Source organism: Rhizobium sp. 11_C7_N12_5 (genome assembly GCF_051811145.1).
Lineage (GTDB): Bacteria > Pseudomonadota > Alphaproteobacteria > Rhizobiales > Rhizobiaceae > Rhizobium > Rhizobium lusitanum.
Map to the genome: position 1 here is coordinate 1,456,638 of NZ_JBPWPY010000001.1, position 25,629 is coordinate 1,482,266.

Consider the following 25,629-nt stretch of genomic DNA (forward strand, 5'->3'; position numbering starts at 1 on the left):
GCAATAAAAAGGCCGCCGGGGTGGTGCCCGGCGGCCCATGCGGCCACGCAGCGAACTGGAAGACTGCGCGGCTATCTTATTCCATGGCAACGCTATGATCGACGGCCGGTGGCGCCTTTGGCTTGCGCAGGAGCACCAGCAGCGGTATGGCGCAGATCGACATCAGCATCAGCAGCTTGAAGTCATCGATGTAGGCGATGATCGTCGCCTGCGTGGTGATCATGCTGTCGAGCGTGGCGCGTCCCACAGCTGTCAAGGGACTGATTCCCTGGGCCGCCGTCGCATCGAAATGGCGGTTGAACGGCGTTACATAGGCGGCGATGTTCGCGTGGTTGACCTGTGTATTTTCCGTGATCAGCATCGAGACGACTGAAATGCCGACGCTGGAGCCGATATTGCGCGAGAGGTTGTAAAGGCCTGTGCCCTCACCGCGCATCTGTGCCGGCAGCGTCGCGAAAGCGATCGTCGTCAACGGCACGAACAGGAAGCCGAGGCCGGCGCCCTGGACGAAGCCGACGGAGATGATGGTTTCCTGCGAGACATCCGGTGTCCAGCCTGTCATCTCGTACATGGCCCACGCGGTCAAAGCGAGACCGATGAACAGCAAGAAGCGCGTATCCACCTTGCCGATCAGCCGTCCCACAAGGAACATGCAGAACATTGTGCCGAGGCCGCGCGGTCCCATGACGATACCGGCGGTGACGACGGGATAGCCCATCAGCGTCTGCAGATAGGGCGTCATCAGGGCGAGCGAGGCCAGATAGGTCACGCCGACGATGAAGATGAACAGCATGCTGACGGCAAAGTTTTGATCGAGGAAGAGCCTCGGGTTCACGAAACTTCGCTCAGCCGTGAACATATGCACGATGAAGAGATAGAAGGCGCAGGCGCAGACGAGCGCCTCGACGATGATCTCGCCCGAATAGAACCAGTCGAGCTGCTCGCCACGATCGAGAAACAATTGCAGCGCGGCAATACCGAGCGAGAGCATGCCGAATCCGAACCAATCGAGTTTGGCGAACGTGTCCAGCTTGGTCTCGGTGACATAGACGACGATGCCGAAGAAGGCGAGCGCGCCGATCGGCACGTTGATGTAGAACACCCAGCGCCAGCTGATATTGTCGGTCAGCCAGCCGCCGATCACGGGACCGAGCACGGGGCCGACCATCACCGAGACGCCGAACAGCGCCATGGCGCGGCCGCGCTCCTCGACATTGTAGATATCGAGCAGAATGCCCTGCGACAGCGGCACCAGCGCCGCGCCGAACAGGCCCTGCAACAGGCGGAACCCGACGATCTGCGCCAGGGATTCAGAGAGGCCGCAGAGGACCGAAGCGGCGACGAAACCGGCGATCGCCACCAGCAGCACGCGCTTGCGGCCGAACTTTGCAGACAGGAAGCCGGAGGGCGGCGTCATGATCGCCGCTGCGACGATATAAGACGTCAGCACCCAGTTGATCTGGTCGGCGCTGGCAGAGACGTCGCCCTGGATATGTGGCAGCGCGACGTTGGCGATGGTGGTGTCCAGCGCCTGCATGATGACAGCAAGGATGACGCAGGCGGTGATCGCGCCGCGATTGGCGATGGGCGCTGACGGCGGAGCGGTAGTGGCGTTACTCATGGTCCTGACCGCGCGAATGGCCCAGCAGATTGCTGACGAAGTCGGGCAGGCCGCGGGCATGGCCGGTATCGACGCCGGCGACGACGCTCATCCCGACGCGCAGCGGAGGTTTGCCCTCCATATCGTCGATGCTGATGATCATCGGTATGCGCTGCACGACCTTCACCCAGTTGCCTGTCGTGTTCTGTGCGGGCAGCAGTGAGAAGCTCGAGCCGGATGCCGGTGCGATGCTGGCGACGGTGCCCTTCCAGGTTACGCCCGGATAGGTGTCGACCGAGATGTCGACTTTCTGGCCGGTCCGTACATAGGTCAGCTCGGTTTCCTTCGGGCTGGCGTTGATCCACATATGCGTGGTGGAAACCAACGAGAAGCCCTGCTGCGCAGCCGTCAGGTAGGCGCCGACCTGCAGCGAGGGAACATTGGCGGTGACGCCGTCGAAAGGCGCCCGTACCACAGTGTCGTCGAGCTCGCGCTGCGCATTGTCGACCGCAGCCTTGGCCTGCAGGTAGAGCGGGTTCTGCTCGGGAGGCAGATCGGCAGTGCCATCACCACCCAATTGTGCGAGGGTCGCGGCAGCTTGTGCCTGGGCAACCGAGACCTTCTGCTGGGCAGCTTCGAGATTGTGCTTGGCCTGGTCATAGGCCGACTCGGAGGCAACCGAACTGTTGATCAAATTCTGCTGACGCTCGAGCTCCGTCTGGTAGTAGGGAATGTCGGCCTGCGCCTGGGCGATCTCGGCCACGGATTGCTTGTAGCTCGCCTGCAGGTTCAGGATCTGGTTTCTGGCGTTGCCGAGCTGCGCCTGCGCGCCTTCGAGCGCGATACGGAACGAATCGGGCTTGAGGCGGAAAAGCACCTGCCCCTTCTTCACGACCTCGTTCTCATGCACATCGACCGATATCACCGTGCCGGAGACGTCGGTGGAAACGCCGACCATGTCGGCCTGGATATAGGCATTGTCCGTGGACATGATCTGTCCGCCGGTGACGTAATAATAGCCACCGATGACGAGGGCGACGGGGAGCAGCGCAAACAGGATCGGCCGCGTCGGGCTGCGGCGCTTGCGCGGCTTTTCGGGAGGCGTGACGGGGCTTGCCGCGGCAACCGCTGCAGGCGGCGGTGTCGGGTTTGGAGATGGTGCCTCGGCCACAGGGGCTTGAATCTGTTCTGTGGAATTTGCGTTTGCGGGTACGCGAAGCGAAGAGGATGCGTCAGCCATGTTGTATCTCTTTGTCGGCTGCCTTCGAGCGGCAGACGTGAAGCAGGTTCGATTTCATGAGGGTGAGCAACTCATAAAGGCGCTCGTTATCCTCCTGCGAGGTTCCGTCGAGCGCTTCCTTGCGTGTTTGGTCGCCTATGCTGCGCATGGTATCGATCAGTGGCCGGGCCTCCTCGCGCATGTAAAGGAGCCAGCTCCGCCGATCGCTCGGATGTTGCCGGCGCTCCACCAGACCGCGCTCGCTAAGCTTGTCGAGAATGCGAACCAGGGTGATCGGTTCGATCTCCAGCATCTCCGCAAGTCCGGCCTGATGAATACCTTCATTGTTCGCGAGATAGGCAAGTGTTTGCCATTGCGATCGCGTCAGTCCCAAATCCTTCGCGCGCTGCTCGAACCGCTTCCGAAGAAGCCGCGCAACGTCATGGAGGAGAAAGCCGAGGGTGGGTAGTGTGTTCATGGCATAAGAAGCCTGCTACTCATAAGCAACCTTATAATTACCGACACCTATAGTAAGCGCCCACGCGATACAAGAGGGTGGGCGATCAAGAAATAGGGATGGTCGAAGATGTCGCGGGGGTGTCGCAAAGATGTCGCACTCCCTTCGCGGGCCCGGCAAAGTCGAGGTTCACCTGCCGATCGATGCCCAAAATCGAAAAGGCGCGGACGATTCGTCCGCGCCTTTTCGGCAGTTTCGCAAGCTGGATGGGCGCGTGGGCCCGTCCTATCCGTCAGGGGTTCAGCATAGGCTAGCGGCGACTGAGAAGACCGATGAGGTAGCCGATGCCGGCTGCGGCAGCGACCATGAAAATCGGCTCCTCGCGAACTCTTTCGCGTAACTGCTCTGTGATCTCCTGGGCTTCCTCCGCGACGACGGACGTCGCTCCTTGCCCGACGGCAGCCAGGCTCTGCGACAGCCTCGATAAATCTTCGCGGAGAGCGGCGACCTGTGCCGCCAAATCTTCCACTGCCGTTTCAGTCTGCGCTCGGGCTGAAGAGGACTGGGCGGAAGCTGATTTCGTCTCTGCCATCGTATGCTCCTTGTGTTTCTTTGTTGATTAAAACGTCACGGCTCGTCAAAGGTTCCGGCACCTTGGCGCCTCGTCGGGTGATTTCCCCTCTGGCTCTTCAATTCCGGTTCGGATTGTTCTAAGGAACTTCGATTGTTTCGCCTACGGGCGAAGACGTATTTATGACGAGGTTTGCTTTCCAATGTTCGACGTGCTGAGAAAAATCGCCCAGACCTGGCTTGCCAAGGGCTTGTTGCTTCTTCTGGCGGCAGCCTTCGGTGTATGGGGCGTCGAACGTTCGCTCATCACCGGCGGCAACAGTAATACCGTGGTGACCGTCGGCGACCAGCACATCGATACCAATGAATTTCGCCTCGCCTATCGCCGCCAGATTCAGGCCATCAGCCAGCAATTGCGCATGCAGATCACGCCGGAACAGGCCCGCGCCTTCGGTATCGGACAGCAAACCGTGGCACAGCTCGTTGCCGGCGCTTCGCTCGATCAGCTTGCCGCCGATATGAGCCTCGGCCTTTCACAGGACAAGCTCGCGCAGCTGATCGGCGACGATCCGGCCTTCAAGGCGCCGAACGGCGCTTTCGACCGGCAGAAATTCGAGATGCTTCTGCGCAACAGCAACATCTCGCCCGACGACTACATCAAGGAGCGCAGCAAGGTTGCGGTCCGCGGCCAGATCGTCGAAGCGGTGTCGAACGGCTTCGTCGCTCCGAAGGTTCTGGTCGATGCCGTCAAGCAGTATCACGACGAGCACCGCAGCATCGATTACCTGCTGCTCACCAACGCCAACATCGACCCCGTCAAGGCACCGGCCGACGACGTGTTGTCCAAATGGTTCGAGGGTGTGAAGTCGAAATACCGCGCTCCCGAATATCGGAAGTTCGCCTATGTGAAATTGCAGGCAGAGGATCTCGCCGATGTGGCGAGTGTGTCGGACGACGAGGTGCGCGCCGAGTTCGACAAGCGCAAGGACAGCTACACGACGCCGGCAACGCGCACGATCGAACAGCTGACCTTCGCCAACAAGGATCTGGCCACTGCGGCCGCCGACGCGCTGAAGACCGGCACGACCTTCGATCAGCTGGTTTCCGATCAGGGCAAGAAGCCTTCCGACGTGCTGCTCGGCACGTTCACGAAGGATCAGGTTCCGGACAAGACGATTGCCGAAGCCGCCTTCGCCGTCGCCAAGGATGGCGGCACGACGCCCGTCGTCGACGGTTCGTTCGGCCCGGTCATTCTGCGTGTCACCAACGTGAAGGCCGAAACGGCGAAGAATTTCGACGACGTCAAGGAAGACATCCGCAAGCAGATTGCGCTCAGCAATGCCGCCAATGAAATCACCAGCGTCCATGACAAGTTCGAGGATCTGCGCGGATCCGGCGTCTCGCTGCAGGAGGCTGCAACGCAGCTGAAGCTGAAGACGGTCGCGATCGATTCGATCGATGCGACCGGCCTCGATCAGTCCGGCAACGAGGTCAAGGATCTGCCGGCAAAACAGCAACTGCTCTCCGAGGTCTTCAAGGCCGACCAGGGCGGCAATCCAGCGCCGCTGACGGTCGGCAACGACGGCTATGTCTGGTACGACATACTTGGCATCACACCCGATCACGATCGTTCGCTCGCCGACGTCCGGGAAAAGGCCGTTGCCGACTGGACTGCCGCGCAGCAGAAGATCGCGCTTGCCGCCAAGGCAACCGAGCTGAAGCAGGAGGTGCAGAAGGGCAAGTCGCTTGCCGATATCGCTGCGCCGCTCGGCATCGCCGTGGAAAGCAAGGCCAACATCATGCGCTCGACGGATGATCCGGTTCTCGGCCGTGGCGGCATCGCCGCCGCCTTCTCCGGCCCTGTCGATACGGCCGCCAGTGCCGTCGGCGCAGATGACGCGACGCAGATCCTGCTCAAGGTCACCGATGTCAACGACAACCCGACGACCGATGCCCTGAGCAATGACGATCAGCAGATCGCTCAGATCGCCAATGCCGCCGGCGACGACATCCTCGACCAGATGGTCAGCCAGCTGCAGTCCAAATACGCCGTCACGGTCAATCAGAGCCTCGCCGAGCAGGCGATGTCCCGCTAGGCCCGGTCGGGAGGATGGATAACCAATGGCCGAACTGAAACCTTTCCTCGCCAAGGTCGCCAATCGTGAGGCGCTGACACGAGACGAAGCCCGGCAGGCATTCGAGATCCTGATGTCGGGCGAAGCGACACCGTCGCAGATCGGCGCTTTCCTGATGGCGCTGCGTGTCCGCGGCGAAACGGTCGACGAGATCGTCGGCGCCGTCACGACGATGCGCGCCAAGATGCTGTCGGTGGAAGCGCCAGCTGACGCCATCGATATCGTCGGCACGGGCGGCGATGGCGTTGGCACCTACAACATCTCGACGCTGGCGGCATTCATCGTCGCCGGCGCAGGCGTGCCGGTGGCAAAGCACGGCAACCGTGCCCAGAGCTCCAAGGCCGGCACGGCCGACACGCAGTCGGTGCTCGGCATCAAGCTCGATATCGGTCCCGAGGTGATTGCCCGCTGCATTCGTGAAGCCGGCATCGGCTTCATGTTCGCGCAATTGCACCATTCGTCGATGCGTCATGTCGGCCCGTCCCGCGTCGAGTTGGGCACGCGCACGATCTTCAACCTGTTGGGCCCGTTGTCGAACCCGGCCGGTGCGCGCCGTCAGCTGCTCGGCGTCTTTGCGCCGCAATGGGTCGTACCGCTTGCCGAGGTGCTGAGGGACCTGAATGCCGAAAGCGTTTGGGTCGTGCACGGCAATGGCTTGGACGAGATCACCACGACCGGAGCAACCTCGGTCGCAGCACTTGAAGACGGCAAGATCCGTACCTTCGAGCTGACGCCGGCCGATTTCGGTCTGGCGCATGCCGATCTTGCCGACCTCAAGGGCGGCGATGGCATCGCCAACGCTGCAGCGCTCCGAGATGTGCTCAGCGGTGCGAAAAACGCCTATCGCGACATTGCTCTTGCCAATGCAGCCGCATCGCTTGTCATTGCCGGCAAGGCGGAAACGCTTCATGATGGCATGAAGCTCGCGGCTCAGTCGCTCGACAGCGGCGCGACCGCGGTGGCGCTGGACAAGCTGATCGCCGTCTCCAACGAGGAAGAATAGGTTCAGGACGTCATGACCGATATCCTTCAGAAGATCGAAGCCTACAAGCGCGAGGAAATCGCCGCGGCCAAGGCCAAGGTTCCCCTTGCGGATCTCAAGGCTATGCAGGCAGGTCAGTCCGCGCCGCGCGGCTTCCACAAGGCACTTCTCGCCAAGCAGAGCGCAGGCGTTTTTGGTCTGATTGCCGAAATCAAGAAGGCAAGCCCGTCGAAAGGACTGATCCGCCCAGACTTCGACCCGCCTGCCCTCGCCAAGGCCTATGAGGCGGGTGGTGCTGCCTGTCTCTCGGTACTGACGGATACGCCGAGCTTCCAGGGCGCTCCCGAATTCCTGACGGCTGCGCGCGCCGCCTGCTCCTTGCCGGCACTGCGCAAGGATTTCATGTTCGATACCTATCAGGTGCAGGAAGCCCGCGCCTGGGGCGCCGACTGCATCCTGCTGATCATGGCCTCGCTCTCCGACGACGACGCGCAGCGACTGCAGGACGAAGCTTTCGGCCTTGGCATGGACGTGCTTGTCGAGGTTCATGATGCCGAAGAGATGGAACGGGCGCTGAAGCTGTCTTCGCCGCTGATCGGCATCAACAACCGCAATCTGCGTACCTTCGAGGTCAGCCTCACGGTCAGCGAAGCGTTGTCGGCCATGGTGCCGGAGGGTCGCCTGTTGGTCGGCGAGAGCGGTGTCTTCACCCATGCCGATTGCAAGCGCCTCGAAGCCGTCGGTATCACCACCTTCCTCGTCGGCGAAAGCCTGATGCGCAAGGACGATGTCACGGCGGCGACGCGACTGCTGCTGAACGGCGAGACCGGCGTTCTGGCGGCCGAGTAAAATGAGCACCGAGAAAACGGGCCTCACCCATATCGACGCCTCGGGCGAAGCGCATATGGTCGATGTTGGCGACAAGGCCGAAACGGCGCGCAGCGCCACCGCTGGCGGTTATGTCAGGATGAAGCCGGAGACGTTGGCGCTGATCCGCGATGGCAACGCCAAGAAGGGCGATGTCATCGGTACGGCGCGGCTCGCCGGCATTATGGCAGCCAAGCAGACGTCCAATCTCATTCCGCTGTGTCATCCGCTGATGCTGACGAAGGTGGCGGTCGATATCGCCGAGGACGCCGCCCTGCCCGGCCTGCGCGTCACCGCGACGGCAAAGCTCACTGGCCGCACCGGCGTCGAGATGGAGGCGCTGACGGCGGTCTCCGTCGCTTGCCTGACGATCTACGATATGGCCAAGGCCGCCGACCGAAGCATGGAAATCGGCGGCATAATGCTATTGGAAAAATCCGGCGGCAAATCGGGGGATTTCCGCCATCCGGGGGCCTGACGCATGAGCCTGTTACCCGTTGCCGAAGCACAAGCGCGCCTGCTGAACAGTGCGACGCCGCTTCATCGTTTCGAAAGCGTTCCGCTCGATATGGCGGACGGTAGGGTGTTGGCCAGGGATCTGGCAGCGCGCCTGACGCAGCCGCCCTTCGATGCCTCTGCTATGGATGGCTATGCCCTCCGTTTCGAGGATGCGGCAACGCCAGGCTCGGAACTGCAGATCATCGGCGCTTCTGCCGCTGGCCATGCCTTCGAAGGAACAGTCGGCAAGGGCGAGACTGTACGCATCTTCACCGGCGCGCCGGTACCGGCGGGAGCAGATTCGGTGCTCCTGCAGGAGGATGCGGGACGCCTGGAAGGCGATCGCATTCGCACCACCTATCCAATCCGCCAGGGGCAGCATATACGCCCGCGTGGCCAGGATTTCCTCGAGGGTGAGGTCGTGCTGTCCGCCGGCACCGTGATGGATTTCTCCCGGCTTACCGTTGCCGCCGCCATGAATCATCCGGCGCTGGATGTCTATCGCCGACCTCTGGTTGCAATCCTTGCGACCGGCGACGAGCTGGTGGTGCCCGGCAGCGAGCCGGGTGCTTCGCAGATCGTTGCGTCGAACACGTTCGGCATTGCGGCGCTGGCACGCAATGCCGGCGCCCATGTGCTGGATCTCGGCATTGTTCCTGACGATAGCGATGAAATCACCGCCGCGATCGGCCGCGCGCGGGTCGCGAAGGCCGATATCATCGTCACGCTCGGCGGCGCCTCTGTCGGCGATCATGACCTCGTGCAAGCGACCATGATTGCCGCCGGCATGCAGCTCGATTTCTGGCGCATTGCCATGCGTCCCGGCAAACCTTTGATGGTCGGCAGTCTCGGCGAAACCCATGTCCTCGGTCTGCCGGGCAATCCCGTCTCCAGCCTGGTTTGCGGGTTGCTGTTTCTCGAACCCTTGATCCGCAAGCTCGCGTCCTTGCCGCCGGTGAAGCGCGACGGCGTCGCGAAGGCGGCCGCCCCCATTGTGGCGAACGATCAGCGCCAGGATTATATGCGCGCAACCCTGACGAAGACTGCCGACGGCGGCTGGCTCGTCGAGCCTTTCTCCAGGCAGGATTCTTCGATGATGAAGGTCTTTTCGCGCGCCGATTGCCTTGTCGTTCGCCCGCCGCATGCGCCGGAACTTGCCGTCGGCTCGCCCTGCCCAGTCATAGTACTACGGCCGGACCTGCTAGGTTGAGCCGGGCAAGGAAAAGCCCGGAGGCTTGACCCACCCGGCTCATATTTCAGCAAACCCCGTGGATTACTTGCCAGGCTTCTCATGATGACCGCCGAAGCCGGCGCGCATCGCGGACAAAACCTTATTGGCGTAATCGTCATTGCCGCGCGAGGCGAAGCGGCCATAGAGGGCGGCGCTGAGCACCGGCGTCGGCACACCTTCGTCGATCGCGGCCGAAATCGTCCAGCGGCCCTCGCCTGAATCCGAAACGCGGCCGGCATATTGCGACAAGGCGGCGTCGCCATGCAGCGCATCGGCAGTGAGGTCGAGCAGCCAGGAGGTGATCACGCTGCCGCGACGCCAGACTTCGCTGATTTCGGCGATATCGAGATCGTACTGATAATATTGCGGATGGGCGATCGGCGCGGTTTCCGCGTCCTTCTCGGCGTCCAGCTTGCCGACATTGGCGTGGCGCAATACGTTCAGGCCTTCGGCATAGGCAGCCATCAGGCCGTATTCGATGCCGTTATGGACCATCTTGACGAAGTGGCCGGCGCCGGACGGGCCGCAATGCAGATAGCCCTGCTCCGCAGTGCTGTTCCTGGAGGCTTCCTCGGAGCGCTGCTTCGAGGGAAGGACGTCGCCGACACCGGGTGCAAGGGTCGCGAAGATCGGCGAGAGGTGTTCGACCGTTTCCTTCTCGCCGCCGATCATCAGGCAATAGCCGCGCTGCAGGCCGAAAACGCCGCCGCTCGTGCCAACGTCGGCATAATGAATGCCCTTGGACTTCAGCTCCTCGGCGCGGCGAATGTCGTCATGATAATAGGAGTTGCCCCCGTCAATGACGATGTCGCCTTCCTCGAGCAGTGGTACGATTGCCGCCAACTCCTGATCGACGATCGCAGCCGGCAGCATCAGCCAAACGACGCGCGGCTTGGCGAGCTTCGATACGAAATCTTCGAGCGACTTGCTGCCGGTGGCGCCAAGCTGCTCGAGCGCCGTGATGCTTTCCGCACGCGCATCGAAAACAACCGCGCTGTGGCCGCCCTTCATCAGGCGCTGCACCATGTTGTTGCCCATGCGGCCAAGGCCAATCATTCCGATTTGCATATGTCAGTCTCCTAGGACGGTTTTAATCGTTTTGAATACTCAATAGAGACATTTCGCAGGATTTTCCAATGAACAAATGACGGGCGAGCTATGCGTGGGCCAGACAGCGGAGAAAATTTACTGTCCTCACGCATCTGTGATCGCGCTTTGCCGTCTCCGACGAAAGCTGTATTTTGCGCTCTGGCCCCTATTGATAAGTTCAGCGGCGTTCCGGGGTTCTTTGCTTAATTCTCTGTAGGTGGCGCTCACCGTGAAGCGTCAAAGGAGGCATATGGCTGCGTCTCTGAAATTGCCGTTGGTTCCGGCTGCATTCTTCGGCATGGTTTTGGGCCTTTCCGGGCTTGCCAATGCCTGGCGCGTCGGGGCACGCATCTGGCAGTTGCCGGCCGTGATCGGCGAGGTGCTGACCTTTGTCGCTGTCGCCGTCTGGTTGATGCTGATCTTGCTCTACCTGTTGAAATGGATGGTGGCCCGCGAGGAAGCCTTCAAGGAGGTGGCCCATCCTGTCCAGTGCTGCTTCATCGGTCTGGTCGGGGTGGCGACCATGCTCGTCGCCGCAGGGTTGTTGCCCTATTCGCGCATCGGCGCCGAAACTATCTTCCTAATCGGCGCAGCCTATACCCTTGCCTTCTCGGTCTGGCGAACCGGCGGCCTGTGGCAAGGCGAGCGCGATATCGCGACAACGACCGCAGTGCTTTATCTGCCGAGCGTGGCCGGAAGCTTCGTTACCGCCATCGTCGGCGCCGCCCTCGGCTTTCCCGAATGGGCTAAGCTTTTCTTCGGCGCTGGCTTCTTTGCCTGGCTCGCGATCGAATCCGCCCTGCTGCATCGTCTGTTGACTGGACCGGCACTGCCCCTGCCGTTGCGGCCGACGCTCGGGATCCAGTTGGCGCCGCCGGCGGTCGGTGCGCTCGCCTATATCGGCGTTATACAGGGGCCGACCGATATTCTTGTGCACGCGATGATCGGCTACGGTCTGCTGCAGGCTCTGATCATGATTCGCCTGCTGCCGTGGATCACGAAGGAAGCCTTCAGCCCGGCATATTGGGCCTTTTCCTTCGGTGCCACCGCGCTCGCGACCGCTCCGATGCGATTGATCGAGCGCGGAGATACCGGTCCTGTCTCACAGCTCGCCCCGATCGTCTTCATCGCGGCCAACATCGTCGTCGGTATCGTCGCCGTGGCAACGATCCGGCTGATCGTCAGCCGCAAGCTGGTTATCGGCTGGACGGATCTCCCGCCTCGCGATGCCGGCGCCATCGGCCAGGGTTGATGATGTCTGTGTCTACCAGTCAGGAGCTAATATGCTGGACCACGTGACGATCGGTGTCCTTGCTCTAGAACGATCCAGGATGTTCTACGATGCGATATTGCACCCTCTCGGCATCGAACGCCTTTATGCCGAAGGCGAGACCTTTGCGGGCTATGGGATCAGACCAAAGGCATTCTTCTGGATCGGCCAGTGCGCTACACCACAGACCGGCGCACATGTCGCCTTTGCTGCCCAAAGCAGGGAAATCGTCGATAGGTTCCACCAAGCCGCGCTTGTCGCCGGCGGCGTGGATAACGGAGCGCCGGGTGTCCGCGCTCACTATCATCCCAATTACTACGGGGCTTTCATCCTCGATCCGGACGGCCATAATATCGAAGCGGTTTGTCACCTGGCGGTGAGCTAAGCGTCGTGGCCTCCATGCGGCGCGCTATTGCACCGGCGGCCCGACATAGCGCGCACGCGGCCGAATGAGACGCCCGCTCGTCGCCTGCTCCATCGCATGTGCCAGCCAGCCCACGGTGCGGGCGAGCGCAAAGATGATCAATGGCGCATCCTGTGGCAGGTGATAGGCGTGGACCATCGCCGTCAGGGCAAAGTCAACATTGACGCGTTCGCCGACCAGCTGCTCGCCGACATCGCGAACCCTGGCAAACAAGGGCGGCAGCGTGAAGCAATGAAGCAGTGCTTCGGCGCGGGCATCGACATCCGGATAGAGCGGATGACCGAAAGCCGGCAAAGGCCGCCCTTCAGACAGGTAGCTGCGCACCGCCTCCTCCGCGCCGATCGTAGCCGCTCGGGCGATCAGCGAGCGCACGCTCTGCCAGGCACCGCCGTGCAGCGGACCGGTCAGCGTCGACAGGCCGGACAAGGTGGCTGCGGATAATGTCGCGCCGGCGGAAGCCGTGATTCGCGCCGTGAAGGTCGAGGCATTCAACTCGTGATCCGCAAGCAGCACGAAACAGCGGCGTATGAGATCCGCTGCGTCTGGACGATCCCATGCAACGGCGAGACGTTGATGCAGAGGCAAGCCCGACGCGCCCGGCGCCAGTGCCTCGGCGACGGTGCTGAAGACACTTTCGGCCTCGCGCTGCAACGCCGGCAGCGAGCGCCCGAGTGACGGCAGGTCGCTTGTCGCGCGTTCGGCCAGCGCCGAGAACGCGGCATTCAGGGATGGAGGCGTGCGTTGGGTCTCACCCTCCTCCAGCCGCAATGGACGTTTCATGTCCCAGAGCAGCAGCGCGATCTCTTCAAGGGCCGCGCTCTCGGCAAGTATCGTTGCATCCTGCCCGCGATAGAAAAGCCGCCCGCTCGAAACCGTCGACAGCGCCGAAGGCAATACCGGATCACCCCACTGGATGGCCTCGGCGGCGACCGCCTCGGTCTTGCGCCGGCCGGCATGGCGAGTTGCCAGCCGCTTCACATCGTCAGCGAAATAGAGGCTGCGTCGCGTATCCGCCGGGTCCGGCTTCGCACGAATGCGGCCGCGACTGACATTGGCGTAAAGCGTCTGTGATTTCGTTCCCAGCAGGTGCAGCGCCTGCTCCGCCGTCAACCAGCTCATCATTCCCTCATATTGATTAATTGCATCAAGATTGACGTCAATAAAAATAGGCCCGATCTAAGTGGATAGTCAAAGGAGAACAGTGATGAAAAGTGGTCTTGAAGATGTCATTGCCGCAGAAACCAAGCTATCCGATGTCGATGGCGCGGCCGGCCGGCTGATCATACGCGGCGTGTCGCTCGATGATCTGGTGGCGACCAGCCGCTTCGAGGATGTCGCGGCGCTGCTGCTCGATGGCCTGTTCGATGAACATTTCGATGCGGCGTCCATCAGAACCCAGCTTGGTGCGGCCCGCGTTGCCCTCTTCGCTCATGTCGATGCGGCCGATGCCGTATTGCTCGCTTTGCCGCCGGTGGATGCGGTACGGGCTCTGCTGGCACGGATCGAGGATGGCGAGGATTTTGCCAGCGCTATCAGCCTGATGGCCGCGCCGGCCGTCTTCCTGCCGGCCGTATTGCGGCTGCAGAAGGGCGATGCGCCGATCAAGCCGGATGCTTCATTGTCCCAATCCGCGGACATCCTGCGCATGCTTGCGGGTCGTGTGCCGACGGCCGAGCAGACGGCCGGGCTGGACGCCTATCTCGTGACGATTTCCGATCATGGCCTCAATGCATCGACATTCGCTTCGCGTGTCATCGCCTCGACCCATGCCGGCCTGACCTCTTCCGTGCTGGCGGCGATCAGCGCCCTCAAGGGTCCGTTGCACGGTGGTGCCCCCGGCCCGGTCCTCGACATGCTTGATGGAGTGGGCAAGCCGGAGAATGCTCGGGCCTGGCTGTCGCATGCGCTGGATCATGGCGAGCGGTTGATGGGTTTCGGCCATCGCATCTATCGTGTTCGCGACCCGCGTGCCGATGCATTGAAAACAGCGCTGAAGCCGATCTTCGAGAGCGGTCAGGCGGATGCCGGACGCATCGCGCTGGCAGAAGCAATCGAGGCGGCGGCGCTCACCCTGCTCAAGGAGCGCAAGCCGGATCGGCCGCTGGACGTTAATGTCGAATACTACACGGCCCTGCTGCTCGATGCTCTCGGCTTCCCGCGCAATGCCTTCACCGGCGTCTTTGCAATCGGCCGTACCGTTGGCTGGATTGCTCATGCGCGTGAGCAGACGCTCGACGGGCGTCTCATCCGCCCGCAGTCGCGCTATGTCGGCCCTCTGCCGAAGGCAGCATAAGAGGCTTATCAGGGCCGATCGACGCTCAGGCGGCCGCGGATTGACGCGGCCGCATCAGTCCCTCGCGAATATGGCGGGCGAGCTCCAGAGCCTGCGGTGTGGCGTCCCCTTTGGGCAAATGCAGGTTGATCGCGAAAACCGGCAGCTCGGGCAAGCCCTCCTCGACGGAGAGAATGTCGAGATCGGCCGGGACGGTGGAAGCAAGCCAGGCGGTAACAGCCAGATCCGTGCGCACGGTCGCGGTGGTGGCCTCGATATTGCCGTTCTCGAACACCGTCCGCCAGCGTCGCCCGTCATTGCTCAACGCCGCGAATACGGATGAGCGGAAAGCGCAGGTATCAGCCACCATCGAGATCGGCAGCGGCACCTTGCGATAGGCGTTGCCGGCCTTCGCACCCACCCAAACCAGCCGCTCGACACTCAGGCATTCGCCTCGCGATGCACCGAACTGTTCTTCGACGACGCAGAGGTCGATGGTGCCCTTCTCCAGTTCCGCCAGCAGCTCCGGCGACGAGGCGCAGACCAGCGAAATCTCTACCTGCGGGTGACGCTCGGCATAGGATTTCAGCACCGGCGCCAGCGTTGCCCCGACGAGATCATAGGGAACGCCGAGCCGGACGCTTCCCTGGATCGTCAGTTCGGTCATGTCGGCCCAGATATCGTCGTTCAGCAGCAGCAGACGGCGGGCATTGCCGAGCAGCCGCTCACCCGCATCGGTGAGCCGCAAGCCGCGCTTGTCTCTCTCGAACAAGGCACATCCCAGCATATCCTCCAGCCGCTTGATCTGCTGGCTGACGGCGCCTTGCGTCAGGTGCAGCATGTTGGCAGCGATGGTCATGCTGCCTTGATCGGCAACAGCGGTGAAGGTTCTGATGAGGGTGATATCGAAGTTTCGGACCATAAGGGCATTATAGATGCTAATGCTCTCCTCCTTCAACATTCGATTTCCTGGTGGGTGCTGCTTGCCTATTCCTTTTCCTGAATTGGAGAAAGGCTGGAATGACCATCGAATCCCTGTTGCCGCTGATCCTGTTTGCGCTCGTCTCGACCATAACACCGGGTGGCGCGACGACACTCGCGACCGCTTCCGGCGCGCATTTCGGCTTTCGCCGGTCGATACCCGTCATGACCGGTTTCGCCTTCGGCCTCGGCTCCATGGCCAGTGTGGCGGCGGCCGGACTTGGCGGCGTCTTGATAGCCCTGCCCGTCTTGCAGATCGCAATGAAGACGCTCGGCTCGCTCTATCTGATCTGGCTCGCAGTACGGATCGGCAGAAGCGGCCAGCCACATGGCGCCGGTCGGATGACGAAGCCCACGAGCTTTATCGCCGGTGTCTGGATGTTGTGGCACAATCCGAAGGGTTGGGCGATGACGGTCGGCGCGGCCGCCTCATTCGCCGCTCTGGCGGGCAGTCCCACCACCCTCGCGATCCTGCTTGGCCTGACCTTCTGCCTCGTCGCCGCATTCTCGCTGGCGGTCTGGTGCGTTCTCGGACAGATGCTCGGGCGTTTTCTGAAAACGGCGTGGCAATGGCGCGTGCTCAATATCTCACTCGCCTGCCTGCTCGTGATATCAATTATCCCCATGTGGCGCGGATGAAGCCTGAAATCTTAAGGACGTTCCGCATCATGCCTGCCGCGCCAGAGCCATATGGCCAAGGACCCGGCGCGGCCGCGCAATTTTGTTTCGATCGGGCCGTCGAGCTTGCCTTCCATAAAGGGCACGCTGTCGCGGCCGGCGGAATGAAGCAGGTCATTGCTGATGGCGATCTCGGCGCGATTGCGGGCGGCCACCTCCATCAGGCGGCTTGCTATGTTGACCGTGTCGCCGGTCGCCGTAATCTGTTGGCGGCCGCCACCGCCGAGCCTGGAGGCGACGATGGTGCCGAAATGCGCGCCGATCTTGAAGCCGATGCGGGATGCGGTTGCCGGCGGCATCGCTGCGAGCCAGCCTCTCATCCGGTCGGCAAGACGAATGCAACAGCGCGCCGCATTGGCGGGGTCGGCTCGCTTCGGCTGCGGTAGGCCGAAGAGGATCATGGCGCCGTCACCCATGAAGCTGGTGATGGCGCCGCCACTGGCCGTCACTTCCTCGTCGACAAGATAGTAAAAGCCGTTCAGCAAGTCCCGCACGGCCGTGGGGCCGATCGTCTCGCTAAGACCCGTGAAGCCGTTGATATCAATGAAGACCACCGCCGCTTCCTGATGCACCGGCGCTGCGAGAAAGCCGGGATCGCGGGCAAGGTGTTCGGCAAGACCGGGCGCCTGGATGCGCTGCAGCAGTTCGCTCTGCTCAGCGAAGCGCCCGGCCTGTCTGCGGCCGAGCCAAAGCTGGGCTGCGCCGAAGAGCAGAGCCGGCGGCACCGTCGCTGCGATCGGCAGGGCGGCGCTCAGCCAGATCCCATGTTTGAAGACGTTGACGTTGATCGCCAGCCAGGCAAGGACGACGCAAAGTGCCATGATAAGGCCGATGGTGTTGCGTCGCCAGGAGAGCAGGCTGACAACGAGGACCGGCAGACCGACGGCGAAATAGAGGTCGATGAAACGAACGCCGCGATCGCGCACCAGGCCATCCCCGGCGATCAGATGCGTGATCGAGGTGGAGATGACTTCGACGCCCGGCAGTACCGGATCGAAGGGTGTCGGAAAGACATCACCGCCGCCCGTAACGGTCGCGCCGATGACGACGATATGATCCCGGATGGCCTCCTCCGGCAGCTGCCCGTTCAGCGCCGCGCTGGCGCTGATGGTGCGGATCGTGCCGCGCGGGCCATAGAACGAGAGCGGCATGAGATAGCCACTATCGGTATGGACGGAACGGTCACCGATCTTGATCTGGTCGGAGATGACTGTCGTGTGCTCGCCGGTCGCCGCGGAAGCGACGCGCAGCGAGAAGGACGATTCGATCCGCTCGCCGCTGCGAAACAGCATGGGCAAGAAGCGCGGCGTTCCCGTCTTGTCGGTCTGTACGTTGACGACGCCGTAGCTTGCGGCATCTGCGAACCGCTTCTGCGGCTCGAGGAATTGCAGTGCGCTGGGCACGCGAGCAAGAGGTTCCTTGCTGTCATCGACAACGCGCTGGCGGCTTTCGGGAAAGATGCCGGCGGCGGCGAGCACGGCACTGGTCCGCTTGAGGGATTGCTCCAGTGCCGCATCGCCGGCCTCATCGCCGGGATCGAGCAAAAGCATGTCGAGCGCGATGGTTTTCGGCCCTAGGGCGGCGATGGCATCGATGATTTTGGCGAGCGTGGCGCGGGGCAGCGGGTAATGTCCCGCCACCCGCGACGTCTCATCGTCGATGGCGACGATAGTGACGACATCGGGCGGTTTGCGGCTGCCGCCAACCGCATTCCTGAGATTCGTCAGCGTCGCCTCCGCGCCGTCGATAAAGGGAATGTCGCCATGCAGATGCATGACGCCGAGGCCCAGACCCCAGAGAGCAGTCAAGATGAGCGCAATCAGCGTCTGCGGCGGCGGTCTGCGCATGGGCGTCAGAATCTCACTGGCCGAGGCGAGCCATCAATGCGTTTATGCGTGGCTGTCCCCAGGCTGTGACATGCAAGGGGGAGCGGCTGCGGTCGGCATCGACGCCCTGCCCTTGCCCGAGCGTGACGCCTTCCCCGGTCGAAACCTTGTTGACCGCGACGCGGCCGCGCAACACCAGTACGGAAGTCTTGCCACGCTGCGCGTCGACCGCCCATCGCGTGCCGCGGACGGCAGCGATGGCCTGCGGCGTCACCACCTCGAACCCGCCTTGAACATGATTGCTGTCGACATCGATCAGCACCGCCTTGTTGTTGAGCACGATAGCATCAACCCGACCATCGTGATTCCGATCGGCAAGCCGGTAGTGTGCGCCGCGCTCAACAGTGATGCTAAGCCCCGGTTCGCACTTCAGGGTTTGGCGCTCAGCGCTGACGGCCGGCCGCGGCGAGCAGTTGGCGGCGGCCTGCGCGTAGACCTGGTCAGCGCCGATGATGAACAGAACGCCTGCCGCCAGCGCAACACCGAGAATATCGCTTGTCTGGATCATGATCGTGGCCCCTCCTGCATGTAACTGGGGCCGCACACGACGATTTCCAGTCACGGCATTTTCGATCCTTGGCATCGATGATGCGTCAGGAGCGGTTGATCTGCAAGCTGTCATACCCTCCGGCCTTATAGAGCACTGTCGAAACCAGCCAGCTCAGCAGGAAAATACCGACGACCGCGAATCCGAAATTGGCAAGATTGTCGTTGAGTTCGCCGATGAAGCGCCAGAAACCGCCCTCGAGGCCGAGCTTGTCCGAGATAAGCCCCAGCGCCTCGATGCCGCCGATGAAGATGGCGACGACGACGGAAGCGGCTGTTATCGTCAGATTGTACCAGAGCTTGCGCACGGGTTTGACGAAGGCCCATCCATAGGCGCCGGTCATCAGCGCGCTGTCGAGTGTATCCATCAGCGACATGCCGGCGGTGAAGAGCGTCGGGAAAACCAGGATCGTCCAGAACGATGTGCCCTGCGCCGCTTGTGCGGCGGAGATGCCGAGAAGTCCGATTTCCGTCGCCGTGTCGAAGCCGAGGCCGAAGAGAAAGCCGATCGGATACATATGCCAGGAGCGGGTCACGACCCTGAACATGGGTTGGAAGATGCGCGCCAAAAAGCCGCCGCCGGCGAGCAGCGTGTCCAGATCCTCCTCGGCGATCCTCTCGCCCCTCTGCGCCCGGTTAAAGGCCGACCATACGCCCTTGAGCACGAAGAGATTGGCGATGCCGATGAGGAGCAGGAAGACCGCCGAGACGGTCGTACCGATGACGCCGCCGACATCGTGGAAGGAATCGAGCCGGCTCTGCATGGCAGCCGCCGTCGCGGCGATCAGGATCGAGGCGATCACGACGATCGAGGAATGGCCGAGGGAAAAGAAGAAGCCGACCGCATAGGGCTGCTTCTTTTCCTGAATGAGTTTGCGCACGACATTGTCGATCGCCGCTATATGATCGGCATCGAAGGCATGGCGAAGGCCGAACATATAGGCGAGAAACGCAATGCCGAGCAGCGACGGCCTGTCTGAAAAAGCGACCCAGGCCCAGGTCCAGGCGGCAATGTTGAAGGCGATCAGAAGCGCAAAGGTGAAGGCAATCTTGGCTTTCGGCCTTTCGGCACGATCGTCAAAAGGATTGAGGATCATACTTTTGTTCCCGTTATGCTTACTCGCACAGTGCCACGGAAACCAAGAGGACGCGACAGTCAAATGACGTAGCTGCCGAAGTTTTTCGCAGTGTTGTAAAAATGGGCAAGCCCGGCATTGAGCCGGGTTAGCCCGTCGTCTTGTCATCCCTTTTCGAAGGGATGCCCCTCATCTGCCCAGCCGGTGATGCCGCCGATCATCACCTTCACCCGCCTGCCGAGCGTGCCCAGGCGCAAAGCAGCCTTGTCCGTTCCGTTGCAATGCGGTCCGGCGCAATAGACGACGAACAGCGTATCGTCGGGCCATTCCGCCATCTTGCGAGCAGTCATCTTGCCATGCGGCAGATTGATCGCGCCGGGAATATGTTGCTCCTGAAACAGGGCCGGCCCGCGAACGTCGATCAGGACGAAATCCATATTGCCTGAGGTCATGGCCTGGCGCACATCGGAGCAATCGGTCTCGAAGGCGAGCCGCCGGGCATAGTGCTCGGCGACAAGGTTCGGGTCTGCGGTGGGGATTTCACTGACTAGGGACATGGAACGCTCCTTCTCTGGTTCGGTGCATTCATGCCTTAACCATCTGGCGGTTGAAATTGGCCGAAACGCCATATAACGTCAATATCATGCCAAACGCTCTTACATCGTCGCTTCGCGGACCGCATGTCGTCACCCTCGTCTATGACGGGCTCTGTACCTTCGAATTCGGCGTCGCCTATGAGATCTTCGGCCTGCCGCGGCCGGAGATGGGTGACGATTGGTACCGCTTTTCCGCTTGCGCTATCGAGGATGGCCCGTTGCGTGCCGCGGGCGGCCTCACGGTCCAGGTTGATCGCGGGCTTGATGTTCTTGCTGACGCCGATCTGATCATCGTGCCGGGTTGGCGCGGGATCGGGACGCCTGTCCCCGCTCCTCTGATCGCTGAGCTGCAGTCGGCCAGCAGTCGGGGCACACGCATCATGTCGCTCTGCTCGGGCGTTGCCGTCCTTGCCGCCGCCGGGCTGCTCGCCGGACGCAAGGCGACGACGCATTGGCGTTATGTCGATTCGATCGCCGCGCGCTATCCGGACATCACCGTCGATGCCGATGTGCTTTACGTCGATGAGGATAGCGTGCTGACTGCCGCCGGAAGCGCTGCCGCGATCGACCTCTGCTTACATGTCGTGCGCAGGGATTTCGGACCTGATGTCGCCAACAGTGTTGCGCGTCGGTTGGTGGTGCCTCCACATCGCGAGGGCGGACAAGCGCAGTACATCGAGACCCCTGTGTTGAAGCAGCGCGAAGGCGCGCGGCTGGGGCCGTTACTCGAATGGATGCGCGAGCGTCTGCACGATGATCAGCCCATAGCCACGCTCGCCGCACGGGCCGGCATGAGCGTGCGGACCTTCCAGCGCCGCTTCGAGGCGACCACCGGCATGTCGCCGGGCGAATGGTTGTTGGGAGAGAGGTTGCGTCGCGCTCGCGATCTGCTGGAAAAGCAGGCCGCCATTTCGCTTGATGACGTGGCCGTCGCGAGCGGGTTTGGATCGCTCGCCACCATGCGCCATCACTTTCGGGAGAGGCTTGCGGTCAGCCCGAGCGACTACCGCAAGCGATTTGCCGCCCTTAAACCAGCCGGCTCTGTTCCGTCGCCGCTTCGATGAAGCTGGAGAACAGCGGATGCGGTTCCAGCGGCCGGGATTTCAGTTCCGGGTGATACTGGACGCCGATGAACCAGGGATGGTCCGAATATTCGACCGTTTCCGGCAAGACGCCGTCTGGTGACATGCCGGAGAAGACGAGACCGCAGTCTTCCAGCCTGTCCTTGTAATCGACGTTGACTTCGTAGCGGTGGCGATGGCGCTCCGAGATGTCGTTCGAACCGTAGATCTCCGAAATCTTCGTGCCCTTCTTGAGAGCCGCCTTGTAGGCGCCGAGGCGCATGGTGCCGCCGAGGTCGCCGGATTTTGTGCGCTTCTGCAGCTCATTGCCCTTCAGCCATTCGGTCATCAGGCCGACGACCGGCTCTGGCGTCGGTCCAAATTCCGTCGACGACGCATGTTCGACGCCGGCAAGGTTGCGGGCCGCTTCGATGACCGCCATCTGCATGCCGAAGCAGATGCCGAAATAAGGCACCTTGCGCTCGCGCGCGAACCGGGCTGCAAGGATCTTGCCTTCGGAGCCGCGCTCGCCGAAACCGCCGGGCACGAGAATGCCATGAACCTTCTCGAGATAAGGCGCCGGATCTTCCTTTTCGAAGACCTCGGATTCGATCCATTCGAGATTGACCTTGACCCGGTTGGCGATGCCGCCGTGATGCAGCGCTTCGATCAGCGACTTATAGGCATCCTTAAGACCGGTATACTTGCCAACGATGGCGATGGTCACCTCGCCTTCCGGCGTGCGGATGCGATTGCAGACTTCTTCCCACTGGTCGAGGCGCGGCTTCGGCGCCGGCTCGATGCCGAAGGCGGCCAGCACTTCGTTGTCGAGGCCTTCCTTGTGGTAGGCCATCGGCACATCATAAATGTTGGCGACATCGAGCGCCTGAATGACGGCCGAAGGACGGACGTTGCAGAACAGCGAAAGCTTGCGACGCTCTGCTTCCGGAATCTCGCGATCCGCACGTACGAGCAGAATGTCGGGATGAATGCCGAGTGCCTGCAGTTCCTTGACGGAATGCTGCGTCGGCTTGGTCTTCAGCTCGCCGGCCGCGGGAATATAGGGCATCAGCGTCAGGTGGACGTAGATTGCGGTGCCGCGCGGCAGGTCGTTGCCGAGCTGGCGTATCGCTTCCATGAACGGCATAGCTTCGATGTCGCCGACGGTGCCGCCGATCTCGCAAATGACGAAATCATAGTCGTCATTGCCTTCGGTGACGAAATCCTTGATCTCGTTGGTGACATGCGGAATGACCTGAACGGTGGCGCCCAGATAGTCGCCGCGGCGTTCCTTGTCGATGATGTTCTTGTAGATGCGACCGGTGGTGATGTTGTCGGTCTTGGTGGCCGAGCGACCGGTAAAGCGCTCGTAGTGGCCGAGATCGAGGTCGGTTTCCGCTCCGTCGTCGGTCACGAAGACCTCGCCGTGCTGGGTCGGGCTCATTGTGCCCGGATCCACGTTCAAATAGGGATCGAGTTTGCGCAGGCGGACTCGATAACCACGAGCCTGCAACAACGCTCCGAGAGCCGCGGCCGCAATTCCTTTTCCGAGGGAAGAAACCACGCCGCCAGTGATGAATACATATCGCGCCATGGGAGTCACCGGATACCTTTTCACAAATGATTCCGCTAGCCCTAAAATTCGTTTCCGGAATTTTGGACACAGAAGACGGAATATCGACAAAACAAAACCGGCAGATCCGAAGACCTGCCGGGGATGATCTTGGGCCGACCGGGCTTACTTGCCGGTCGGAACGTCGCCGCCGCTTTGGGCGGGCGCGGGCGCCGTGGCCGCCGGCGCGGTCTGCTGACCGGTGGCGGCTGGAGCCGGCTGCGCGGACGTTGCAGCTGCCGGCTGGTTCGTCGTTGCAGGCGGCGTCGCCTGCGACTGGGGAGCAACAGCGCCGTTGTTCGGAACGCCGCTATTATCGGCCGGCTTCGGCTGCGTCGTTGCCGGCGCGGAACCCTTCTGGCCGCCAAGCGAATCGAGAATGCCGTTGCCCTGGCCCGCCGTGCTCGGGATACGGTTGAGAATGTCGGTCGGTCGCGATTCGAATCGCGACAGCACGTTCATGCCGAGCGCCAGTGCGAAGAAGAGCGCAGCCAGGATGGCGGTGGTGCGCGTCAGCGCATTGGCCGTACCGCGCGCGGACATGAAGCCCGATCCGCCGCCGATACCAAGGCCGCCACCCTCGGAGCGCTGAATCAGCACCACGCCGATAAGGGCGATAACAACCATGAGATAGATGACAAGCAGTACGGTTTGCATAGGTCCAGTCCTGCCCGCATGCGGGCATCAAAAAGAAAAGCTCGCGGCTCTTTACATGAGGCTCTCGCCTAATCCAAGCCCTTTTGACACCGGAAGTCCGGGCAAGTGGGTCCGTCAGGCGAACTGCCGTTCGAATGCGGCATAAATGGCGAGGAAGTCAACCGCTTTCAAGCTTTGACCACCCACAAGCAAGCCGTTGACGTTGGGAATATCGAGAAGGTCCCGGGCATTGGCGCCGCTGACCGATCCGCCATAGAGGATGCGCATGCCCGCGCCGCCGTTGCCGAAGCGTTCGACCAGTTCGGAACGGATGAAACCATGGGCTTCCTCGATATTTTCGCGGGTCGGAATTAGGCCGCTGCCGATCGCCCACACGGGCTCGTAGGCGATCACGGTCGATTCCGCCGTCGAATCGTCCGGGACCGAACTCGCCAATTCCCGCTTCAGCACATCAAGCGTCTGGCCGCTATTGTGCTCATAGGCAGTTTCGCCGAGGCAGATGATGGCCGTCAACCCGGCCTCATGGGCCGCATGCGCCTTGGCGCGCACCAGCATATCGCTTTCCGCGTGATTCCTGCGCCGCTCGGAATGACCGACGATGACATGGGTGCCGAAGCAGTCAGCGATCATCTCGGCTGAGATGTCGCCGGTATGTGGGCCGCTGACCTGTTGGTGGCAGTCCTGGGCGCCGATCGCCAGCGGACTGTCGTCGCAGAGTGCGGTCGCGACGTATAGCAAGGTGGCCGGGGGGCAGAGCAACGTATCGATTTTGTCCGAGAGCGGCGTCTTGACGCCGTCTCCGATCGCCTTGATCTGATCGAGGCTCGCACGCGTGCCGTTCATCTTCCAGTTTCCGGCCAGAAGCGGCCGTATGGTCTTCGTCATTCCGATCTTCTCCCCCTTGATCCACCTGTCGGCCTAACAAAACTGTCGAGGAAAGGAAAGTTATCGAATGGGGCCGGGACGGGTTAAAATCGTTTGAAAAATTGCTTATCCGGAAAATAGATCGAATTGCCCGATGCGTTTCACGATGCTTGCGGATCGACGATCCAGTTCAGCACCTTCCGCCAATCGGTCATGCGCACGGGCGTGCCATGGTTTCCTGTGGCAAAAAGCGTGAAACGTGTCGGGTAATGCGCCTTGTAGAGCTTCTCGAACAAGGCCTGCTGATCGGCCGCCGCATAGACCGGGTCTCTGCTGCCATGGGTGAACCATAGCGGCAGCTTTGCCTTGTAGAAGGCGCTTTTTGTGAAATCCGGGTCCGTCACACCGCTCAGAATCGCCATGCCCTTCAGGCGCTTGACGCTTTCGGCATCGCGGGTGATGCCCCAGCAGACGAAGCTGCCCATGGAGGCGCAGGTCAGGATGACGGGCTTGCCGCCGGATTGTTCATAGGAATAGCGGATCAACGCCGCGATATCGGCGACACCGGTGCTGTCGAAGCCTTTGACGCTCGGCGCATAATATGTGCCGCCATTCCTATAGGCGAGGTTCTTCAGCCGGTTGAAGTTGCCACCGAAGGTGTCGTCGTTGGAGCCGAGCCGGCGGTCGCCACCGCGGCCGTGAATGAAAATGACGGTGAAGGCCTGGCCCGACGCCGGGCCGATCCGCGTGACGTCAAGCTTGCGGTCGCCGAGCTGCAGGGTCTCGTCCTGCTGGGCTTTCCAGCGGACGCCGGTATCGACATAAGCCGGCTTGACGCGCTTCTCGGGAATCTGGTCGCGGCTGTTGATATCCCGCATTTCCTGGTAATCGATCGTCTGGAACGCGCCGTTGTCGTGACTTTCAAGAACGGTCTCATTGGAAAACAGCTCATCCTTGAAGGGTTTCAGCATGTCCGCGCTAGCGACAGACGCTGTCGCCAGAAGCAGGATGCTTGATATTGCGGTCAGGATCGACAAATGAGCTGTGGACATTCGCAT

Annotated in this window: 25 protein-coding genes; 10 read left to right on the forward strand and 15 right to left on the reverse strand. The window is 61.8% G+C overall.

Annotated elements, in window-relative coordinates; all coding sequences use genetic code 11:
- Positions 1-76: 76 nt before the first annotated feature.
- The 4 genes from AB8B29_RS07285 to AB8B29_RS07300 form a co-directional block, all read right to left on the reverse strand.
- Positions 77-1,621 carry a DHA2 family efflux MFS transporter permease subunit gene (locus tag AB8B29_RS07285; RefSeq protein ID WP_113118611.1) on the reverse strand — a complete coding sequence of 515 codons (1,545 nt, stop codon included), beginning with the start codon at positions 1,619-1,621 and terminating at the stop codon, positions 77-79.
- Complete coding sequence (locus tag AB8B29_RS07290; RefSeq protein ID WP_113118612.1) at positions 1,614-2,840, reverse strand: HlyD family secretion protein; 1,227 nt, start codon at positions 2,838-2,840, stop codon at positions 1,614-1,616. Before AB8B29_RS07290 ends, AB8B29_RS07285 begins: the two co-directional genes overlap by 8 nt.
- A complete protein-coding gene (locus tag AB8B29_RS07295; protein ID WP_037202168.1) occupies positions 2,833-3,297 on the reverse strand; it encodes a MarR family winged helix-turn-helix transcriptional regulator in 465 nt (154 codons plus the stop codon). The genes AB8B29_RS07290 and AB8B29_RS07295 overlap by 8 nt, the downstream gene beginning before the upstream one ends.
- A 289-nt stretch (positions 3,298-3,586) precedes the next feature.
- Entirely contained in the window at positions 3,587-3,868 is a 282-nt protein-coding gene (locus AB8B29_RS07300; RefSeq protein ID WP_047556730.1) for a hypothetical protein, read from the reverse strand.
- 181 nt (positions 3,869-4,049) lie between these two features.
- On the opposite strand from AB8B29_RS07300, the gene AB8B29_RS07305 reads away from it, so the two are divergent.
- The 5 genes from AB8B29_RS07305 to AB8B29_RS07325 are packed head-to-tail and all read left to right on the forward strand — an operon-like array spanning position 4,050 to position 9,538.
- Positions 4,050-5,942, forward strand: a complete 1,893-nt coding sequence (locus AB8B29_RS07305; RefSeq protein ID WP_113118614.1) for a peptidylprolyl isomerase — start codon at positions 4,050-4,052, stop codon at positions 5,940-5,942.
- 25 nt (positions 5,943-5,967) lie between these two features.
- Positions 5,968-6,984, forward strand: a complete 1,017-nt coding sequence (gene trpD, locus AB8B29_RS07310; RefSeq protein WP_047556727.1) for an anthranilate phosphoribosyltransferase — start codon at positions 5,968-5,970, stop codon at positions 6,982-6,984.
- Positions 6,985-6,996: 12 nt separating this feature from the next.
- Complete coding sequence (trpC, locus tag AB8B29_RS07315) at positions 6,997-7,812, forward strand: indole-3-glycerol phosphate synthase TrpC (RefSeq protein ID WP_113118615.1); 816 nt, start codon at positions 6,997-6,999, stop codon at positions 7,810-7,812.
- Position 7,813: 1 nt separating this feature from the next.
- Positions 7,814-8,308: a cyclic pyranopterin monophosphate synthase MoaC gene (gene moaC, locus AB8B29_RS07320; protein ID WP_037202178.1), complete on the forward strand. Its 495-nt coding sequence runs from the start codon at positions 7,814-7,816 to the stop codon at positions 8,306-8,308.
- 3 nt (positions 8,309-8,311) lie between these two features.
- Complete coding sequence (locus tag AB8B29_RS07325; protein WP_439006340.1) at positions 8,312-9,538, forward strand: molybdopterin molybdotransferase MoeA; 1,227 nt, start codon at positions 8,312-8,314, stop codon at positions 9,536-9,538.
- Between the two features lie 63 nt (positions 9,539-9,601).
- On the opposite strand, the gene gnd is transcribed toward AB8B29_RS07325, so the two are convergent.
- On the reverse strand, positions 9,602-10,627 hold the full coding sequence (gene gnd, locus AB8B29_RS07330; RefSeq protein ID WP_113118617.1) for a phosphogluconate dehydrogenase (NAD(+)-dependent, decarboxylating): 1,026 nt from the start codon (positions 10,625-10,627) through the stop codon (positions 9,602-9,604).
- Between the two features lie 271 nt (positions 10,628-10,898).
- Between gnd and tehA the strand changes: the two genes are divergently transcribed.
- Together tehA and AB8B29_RS07340 are read left to right on the forward strand one after the other, a co-directional pair.
- Positions 10,899-11,900: a dicarboxylate transporter/tellurite-resistance protein TehA gene (gene tehA, locus AB8B29_RS07335; protein ID WP_113118618.1), complete on the forward strand. Its 1,002-nt coding sequence runs from the start codon at positions 10,899-10,901 to the stop codon at positions 11,898-11,900.
- Between the two features lie 31 nt (positions 11,901-11,931).
- On the forward strand, positions 11,932-12,303 hold the full coding sequence (locus AB8B29_RS07340; RefSeq protein WP_113118619.1) for a VOC family protein: 372 nt from the start codon (positions 11,932-11,934) through the stop codon (positions 12,301-12,303).
- 24 nt (positions 12,304-12,327) lie between these two features.
- On the opposite strand, the gene AB8B29_RS07345 is transcribed toward AB8B29_RS07340, so the two are convergent.
- Complete coding sequence (locus AB8B29_RS07345; RefSeq protein ID WP_113118620.1) at positions 12,328-13,461, reverse strand: citrate synthase; 1,134 nt, start codon at positions 13,459-13,461, stop codon at positions 12,328-12,330.
- An 85-nt stretch (positions 13,462-13,546) separates the two neighbouring features.
- On the opposite strand from AB8B29_RS07345, the gene AB8B29_RS07350 reads away from it, so the two are divergent.
- Positions 13,547-14,635, forward strand: a complete 1,089-nt coding sequence (locus AB8B29_RS07350) for a citrate synthase/methylcitrate synthase (protein WP_037202190.1) — start codon at positions 13,547-13,549, stop codon at positions 14,633-14,635.
- 25 nt (positions 14,636-14,660) lie between these two features.
- On the opposite strand, the gene AB8B29_RS07355 is transcribed toward AB8B29_RS07350, so the two are convergent.
- The gene (locus AB8B29_RS07355; protein WP_234903730.1) at positions 14,661-15,575 is read right to left on the reverse strand and encodes a LysR family transcriptional regulator; all 915 of its coding nucleotides are present in this window, start codon (positions 15,573-15,575) and stop codon (positions 14,661-14,663) included.
- A gap of 59 nt (positions 15,576-15,634) precedes the next feature.
- Here AB8B29_RS07355 and AB8B29_RS07360 point away from each other — a divergent pair, with 59 nt between their 5' ends.
- Positions 15,635-16,234 carry a LysE family translocator gene (locus tag AB8B29_RS07360; protein WP_037202192.1) on the forward strand — a complete coding sequence of 200 codons (600 nt, stop codon included), beginning with the start codon at positions 15,635-15,637 and terminating at the stop codon, positions 16,232-16,234.
- Between the two features lie 11 nt (positions 16,235-16,245).
- Here the strand turns inward: AB8B29_RS07360 and AB8B29_RS07365 are convergent, their stop codons facing one another.
- The 4 genes from AB8B29_RS07365 to AB8B29_RS07380 form a co-directional block, all read right to left on the reverse strand.
- Positions 16,246-18,120 carry an adenylate/guanylate cyclase domain-containing protein gene (locus tag AB8B29_RS07365; protein ID WP_113118621.1) on the reverse strand — a complete coding sequence of 625 codons (1,875 nt, stop codon included), beginning with the start codon at positions 18,118-18,120 and terminating at the stop codon, positions 16,246-16,248.
- Between the two features lie 13 nt (positions 18,121-18,133).
- The gene (locus AB8B29_RS07370) at positions 18,134-18,667 is read right to left on the reverse strand and encodes a FecR domain-containing protein (RefSeq protein WP_113118622.1); all 534 of its coding nucleotides are present in this window, start codon (positions 18,665-18,667) and stop codon (positions 18,134-18,136) included.
- 85 nt (positions 18,668-18,752) lie between these two features.
- Positions 18,753-19,802: a HoxN/HupN/NixA family nickel/cobalt transporter gene (locus AB8B29_RS07375; protein ID WP_037202198.1), complete on the reverse strand. Its 1,050-nt coding sequence runs from the start codon at positions 19,800-19,802 to the stop codon at positions 18,753-18,755.
- A gap of 143 nt (positions 19,803-19,945) precedes the next feature.
- Positions 19,946-20,338 (reverse strand): rhodanese-like domain-containing protein, encoded by a 393-nt coding sequence (locus AB8B29_RS07380; protein ID WP_037202200.1) that lies wholly within the window; start codon positions 20,336-20,338, stop codon positions 19,946-19,948.
- Between the two features lie 86 nt (positions 20,339-20,424).
- On the opposite strand from AB8B29_RS07380, the gene ftrA reads away from it, so the two are divergent.
- The gene (ftrA, locus tag AB8B29_RS07385; RefSeq protein ID WP_037202817.1) at positions 20,425-21,441 is read left to right on the forward strand and encodes a transcriptional regulator FtrA; all 1,017 of its coding nucleotides are present in this window, start codon (positions 20,425-20,427) and stop codon (positions 21,439-21,441) included.
- Here the strand turns inward: ftrA and AB8B29_RS07390 are convergent.
- The 4 genes from AB8B29_RS07390 to AB8B29_RS07405 form a co-directional block, all read right to left on the reverse strand.
- Positions 21,404-23,032, reverse strand: a complete 1,629-nt coding sequence (locus AB8B29_RS07390) for a CTP synthase (protein WP_037202202.1) — start codon at positions 23,030-23,032, stop codon at positions 21,404-21,406. The two genes, ftrA and AB8B29_RS07390, sit on opposite strands and share 38 nt — an antisense overlap.
- 144 nt (positions 23,033-23,176) lie before the next feature.
- Positions 23,177-23,707 carry a preprotein translocase subunit SecG gene (secG, locus tag AB8B29_RS07395; protein ID WP_037202205.1) on the reverse strand — a complete coding sequence of 177 codons (531 nt, stop codon included), beginning with the start codon at positions 23,705-23,707 and terminating at the stop codon, positions 23,177-23,179.
- Positions 23,708-23,821: 114 nt separating this feature from the next.
- Positions 23,822-24,592, reverse strand: a complete 771-nt coding sequence (gene tpiA, locus AB8B29_RS07400) for a triose-phosphate isomerase (protein WP_047638179.1) — start codon at positions 24,590-24,592, stop codon at positions 23,822-23,824.
- A 140-nt stretch (positions 24,593-24,732) separates the two neighbouring features.
- Positions 24,733-25,629: an alpha/beta fold hydrolase gene (locus AB8B29_RS07405; RefSeq protein WP_047556812.1), complete on the reverse strand. Its 897-nt coding sequence runs from the start codon at positions 25,627-25,629 to the stop codon at positions 24,733-24,735.

Excerpts from the sequence above, each read along its gene's own strand:
- AB8B29_RS07350 (WP_037202190.1), top strand. The coding sequence starts at position 13,547 with ATGAAAAGTGGTCTTGAAGATGTCATTGCCGCAGAAACCAAGCTATCC.
- AB8B29_RS07305 (WP_113118614.1), top strand. The coding sequence starts at position 4,050 with ATGTTCGACGTGCTGAGAAAAATCGCCCAGACCTGGCTTGCCAAGGGC.
- AB8B29_RS07405 (WP_047556812.1), bottom strand. The coding sequence starts at position 25,629 with ATGCGAATGTCCACAGCTCATTTGTCGATCCTGACCGCAATATCAAGC.
- ftrA (WP_037202817.1), top strand. The coding sequence starts at position 20,425 with ATGCCAAACGCTCTTACATCGTCGCTTCGCGGACCGCATGTCGTCACC.
- AB8B29_RS07360 (WP_037202192.1), top strand. The coding sequence starts at position 15,635 with ATGACCATCGAATCCCTGTTGCCGCTGATCCTGTTTGCGCTCGTCTCG.
- trpC (WP_113118615.1), top strand. The coding sequence starts at position 6,997 with ATGACCGATATCCTTCAGAAGATCGAAGCCTACAAGCGCGAGGAAATC.
- AB8B29_RS07325 (WP_439006340.1), top strand. The coding sequence starts at position 8,312 with ATGAGCCTGTTACCCGTTGCCGAAGCACAAGCGCGCCTGCTGAACAGT.
- AB8B29_RS07365 (WP_113118621.1), bottom strand. The coding sequence starts at position 18,120 with ATGCGCAGACCGCCGCCGCAGACGCTGATTGCGCTCATCTTGACTGCT.
- AB8B29_RS07295 (WP_037202168.1), bottom strand. The coding sequence starts at position 3,297 with ATGAACACACTACCCACCCTCGGCTTTCTCCTCCATGACGTTGCGCGG.
- AB8B29_RS07390 (WP_037202202.1), bottom strand. The coding sequence starts at position 23,032 with ATGGCGCGATATGTATTCATCACTGGCGGCGTGGTTTCTTCCCTCGGA.
- tehA (WP_113118618.1), top strand. The coding sequence starts at position 10,899 with ATGGCTGCGTCTCTGAAATTGCCGTTGGTTCCGGCTGCATTCTTCGGC.
- AB8B29_RS07370 (WP_113118622.1), bottom strand. The coding sequence starts at position 18,667 with ATGATCCAGACAAGCGATATTCTCGGTGTTGCGCTGGCGGCAGGCGTT.
- AB8B29_RS07380 (WP_037202200.1), bottom strand. The coding sequence starts at position 20,338 with ATGTCCCTAGTCAGTGAAATCCCCACCGCAGACCCGAACCTTGTCGCC.
- secG (WP_037202205.1), bottom strand. The coding sequence starts at position 23,707 with ATGCAAACCGTACTGCTTGTCATCTATCTCATGGTTGTTATCGCCCTT.
- AB8B29_RS07290 (WP_113118612.1), bottom strand. The coding sequence starts at position 2,840 with ATGGCTGACGCATCCTCTTCGCTTCGCGTACCCGCAAACGCAAATTCC.
- AB8B29_RS07300 (WP_047556730.1), bottom strand. The coding sequence starts at position 3,868 with ATGGCAGAGACGAAATCAGCTTCCGCCCAGTCCTCTTCAGCCCGAGCG.
- AB8B29_RS07340 (WP_113118619.1), top strand. The coding sequence starts at position 11,932 with ATGCTGGACCACGTGACGATCGGTGTCCTTGCTCTAGAACGATCCAGG.
- moaC (WP_037202178.1), top strand. The coding sequence starts at position 7,814 with ATGAGCACCGAGAAAACGGGCCTCACCCATATCGACGCCTCGGGCGAA.
- AB8B29_RS07285 (WP_113118611.1), bottom strand. The coding sequence starts at position 1,621 with ATGAGTAACGCCACTACCGCTCCGCCGTCAGCGCCCATCGCCAATCGC.
- gnd (WP_113118617.1), bottom strand. The coding sequence starts at position 10,627 with ATGCAAATCGGAATGATTGGCCTTGGCCGCATGGGCAACAACATGGTG.
- trpD (WP_047556727.1), top strand. The coding sequence starts at position 5,968 with ATGGCCGAACTGAAACCTTTCCTCGCCAAGGTCGCCAATCGTGAGGCG.
- tpiA (WP_047638179.1), bottom strand. The coding sequence starts at position 24,592 with ATGACGAAGACCATACGGCCGCTTCTGGCCGGAAACTGGAAGATGAAC.
- AB8B29_RS07375 (WP_037202198.1), bottom strand. The coding sequence starts at position 19,802 with ATGATCCTCAATCCTTTTGACGATCGTGCCGAAAGGCCGAAAGCCAAG.
- AB8B29_RS07355 (WP_234903730.1), bottom strand. The coding sequence starts at position 15,575 with ATGTTGAAGGAGGAGAGCATTAGCATCTATAATGCCCTTATGGTCCGA.
- AB8B29_RS07345 (WP_113118620.1), bottom strand. The coding sequence starts at position 13,461 with ATGAGCTGGTTGACGGCGGAGCAGGCGCTGCACCTGCTGGGAACGAAA.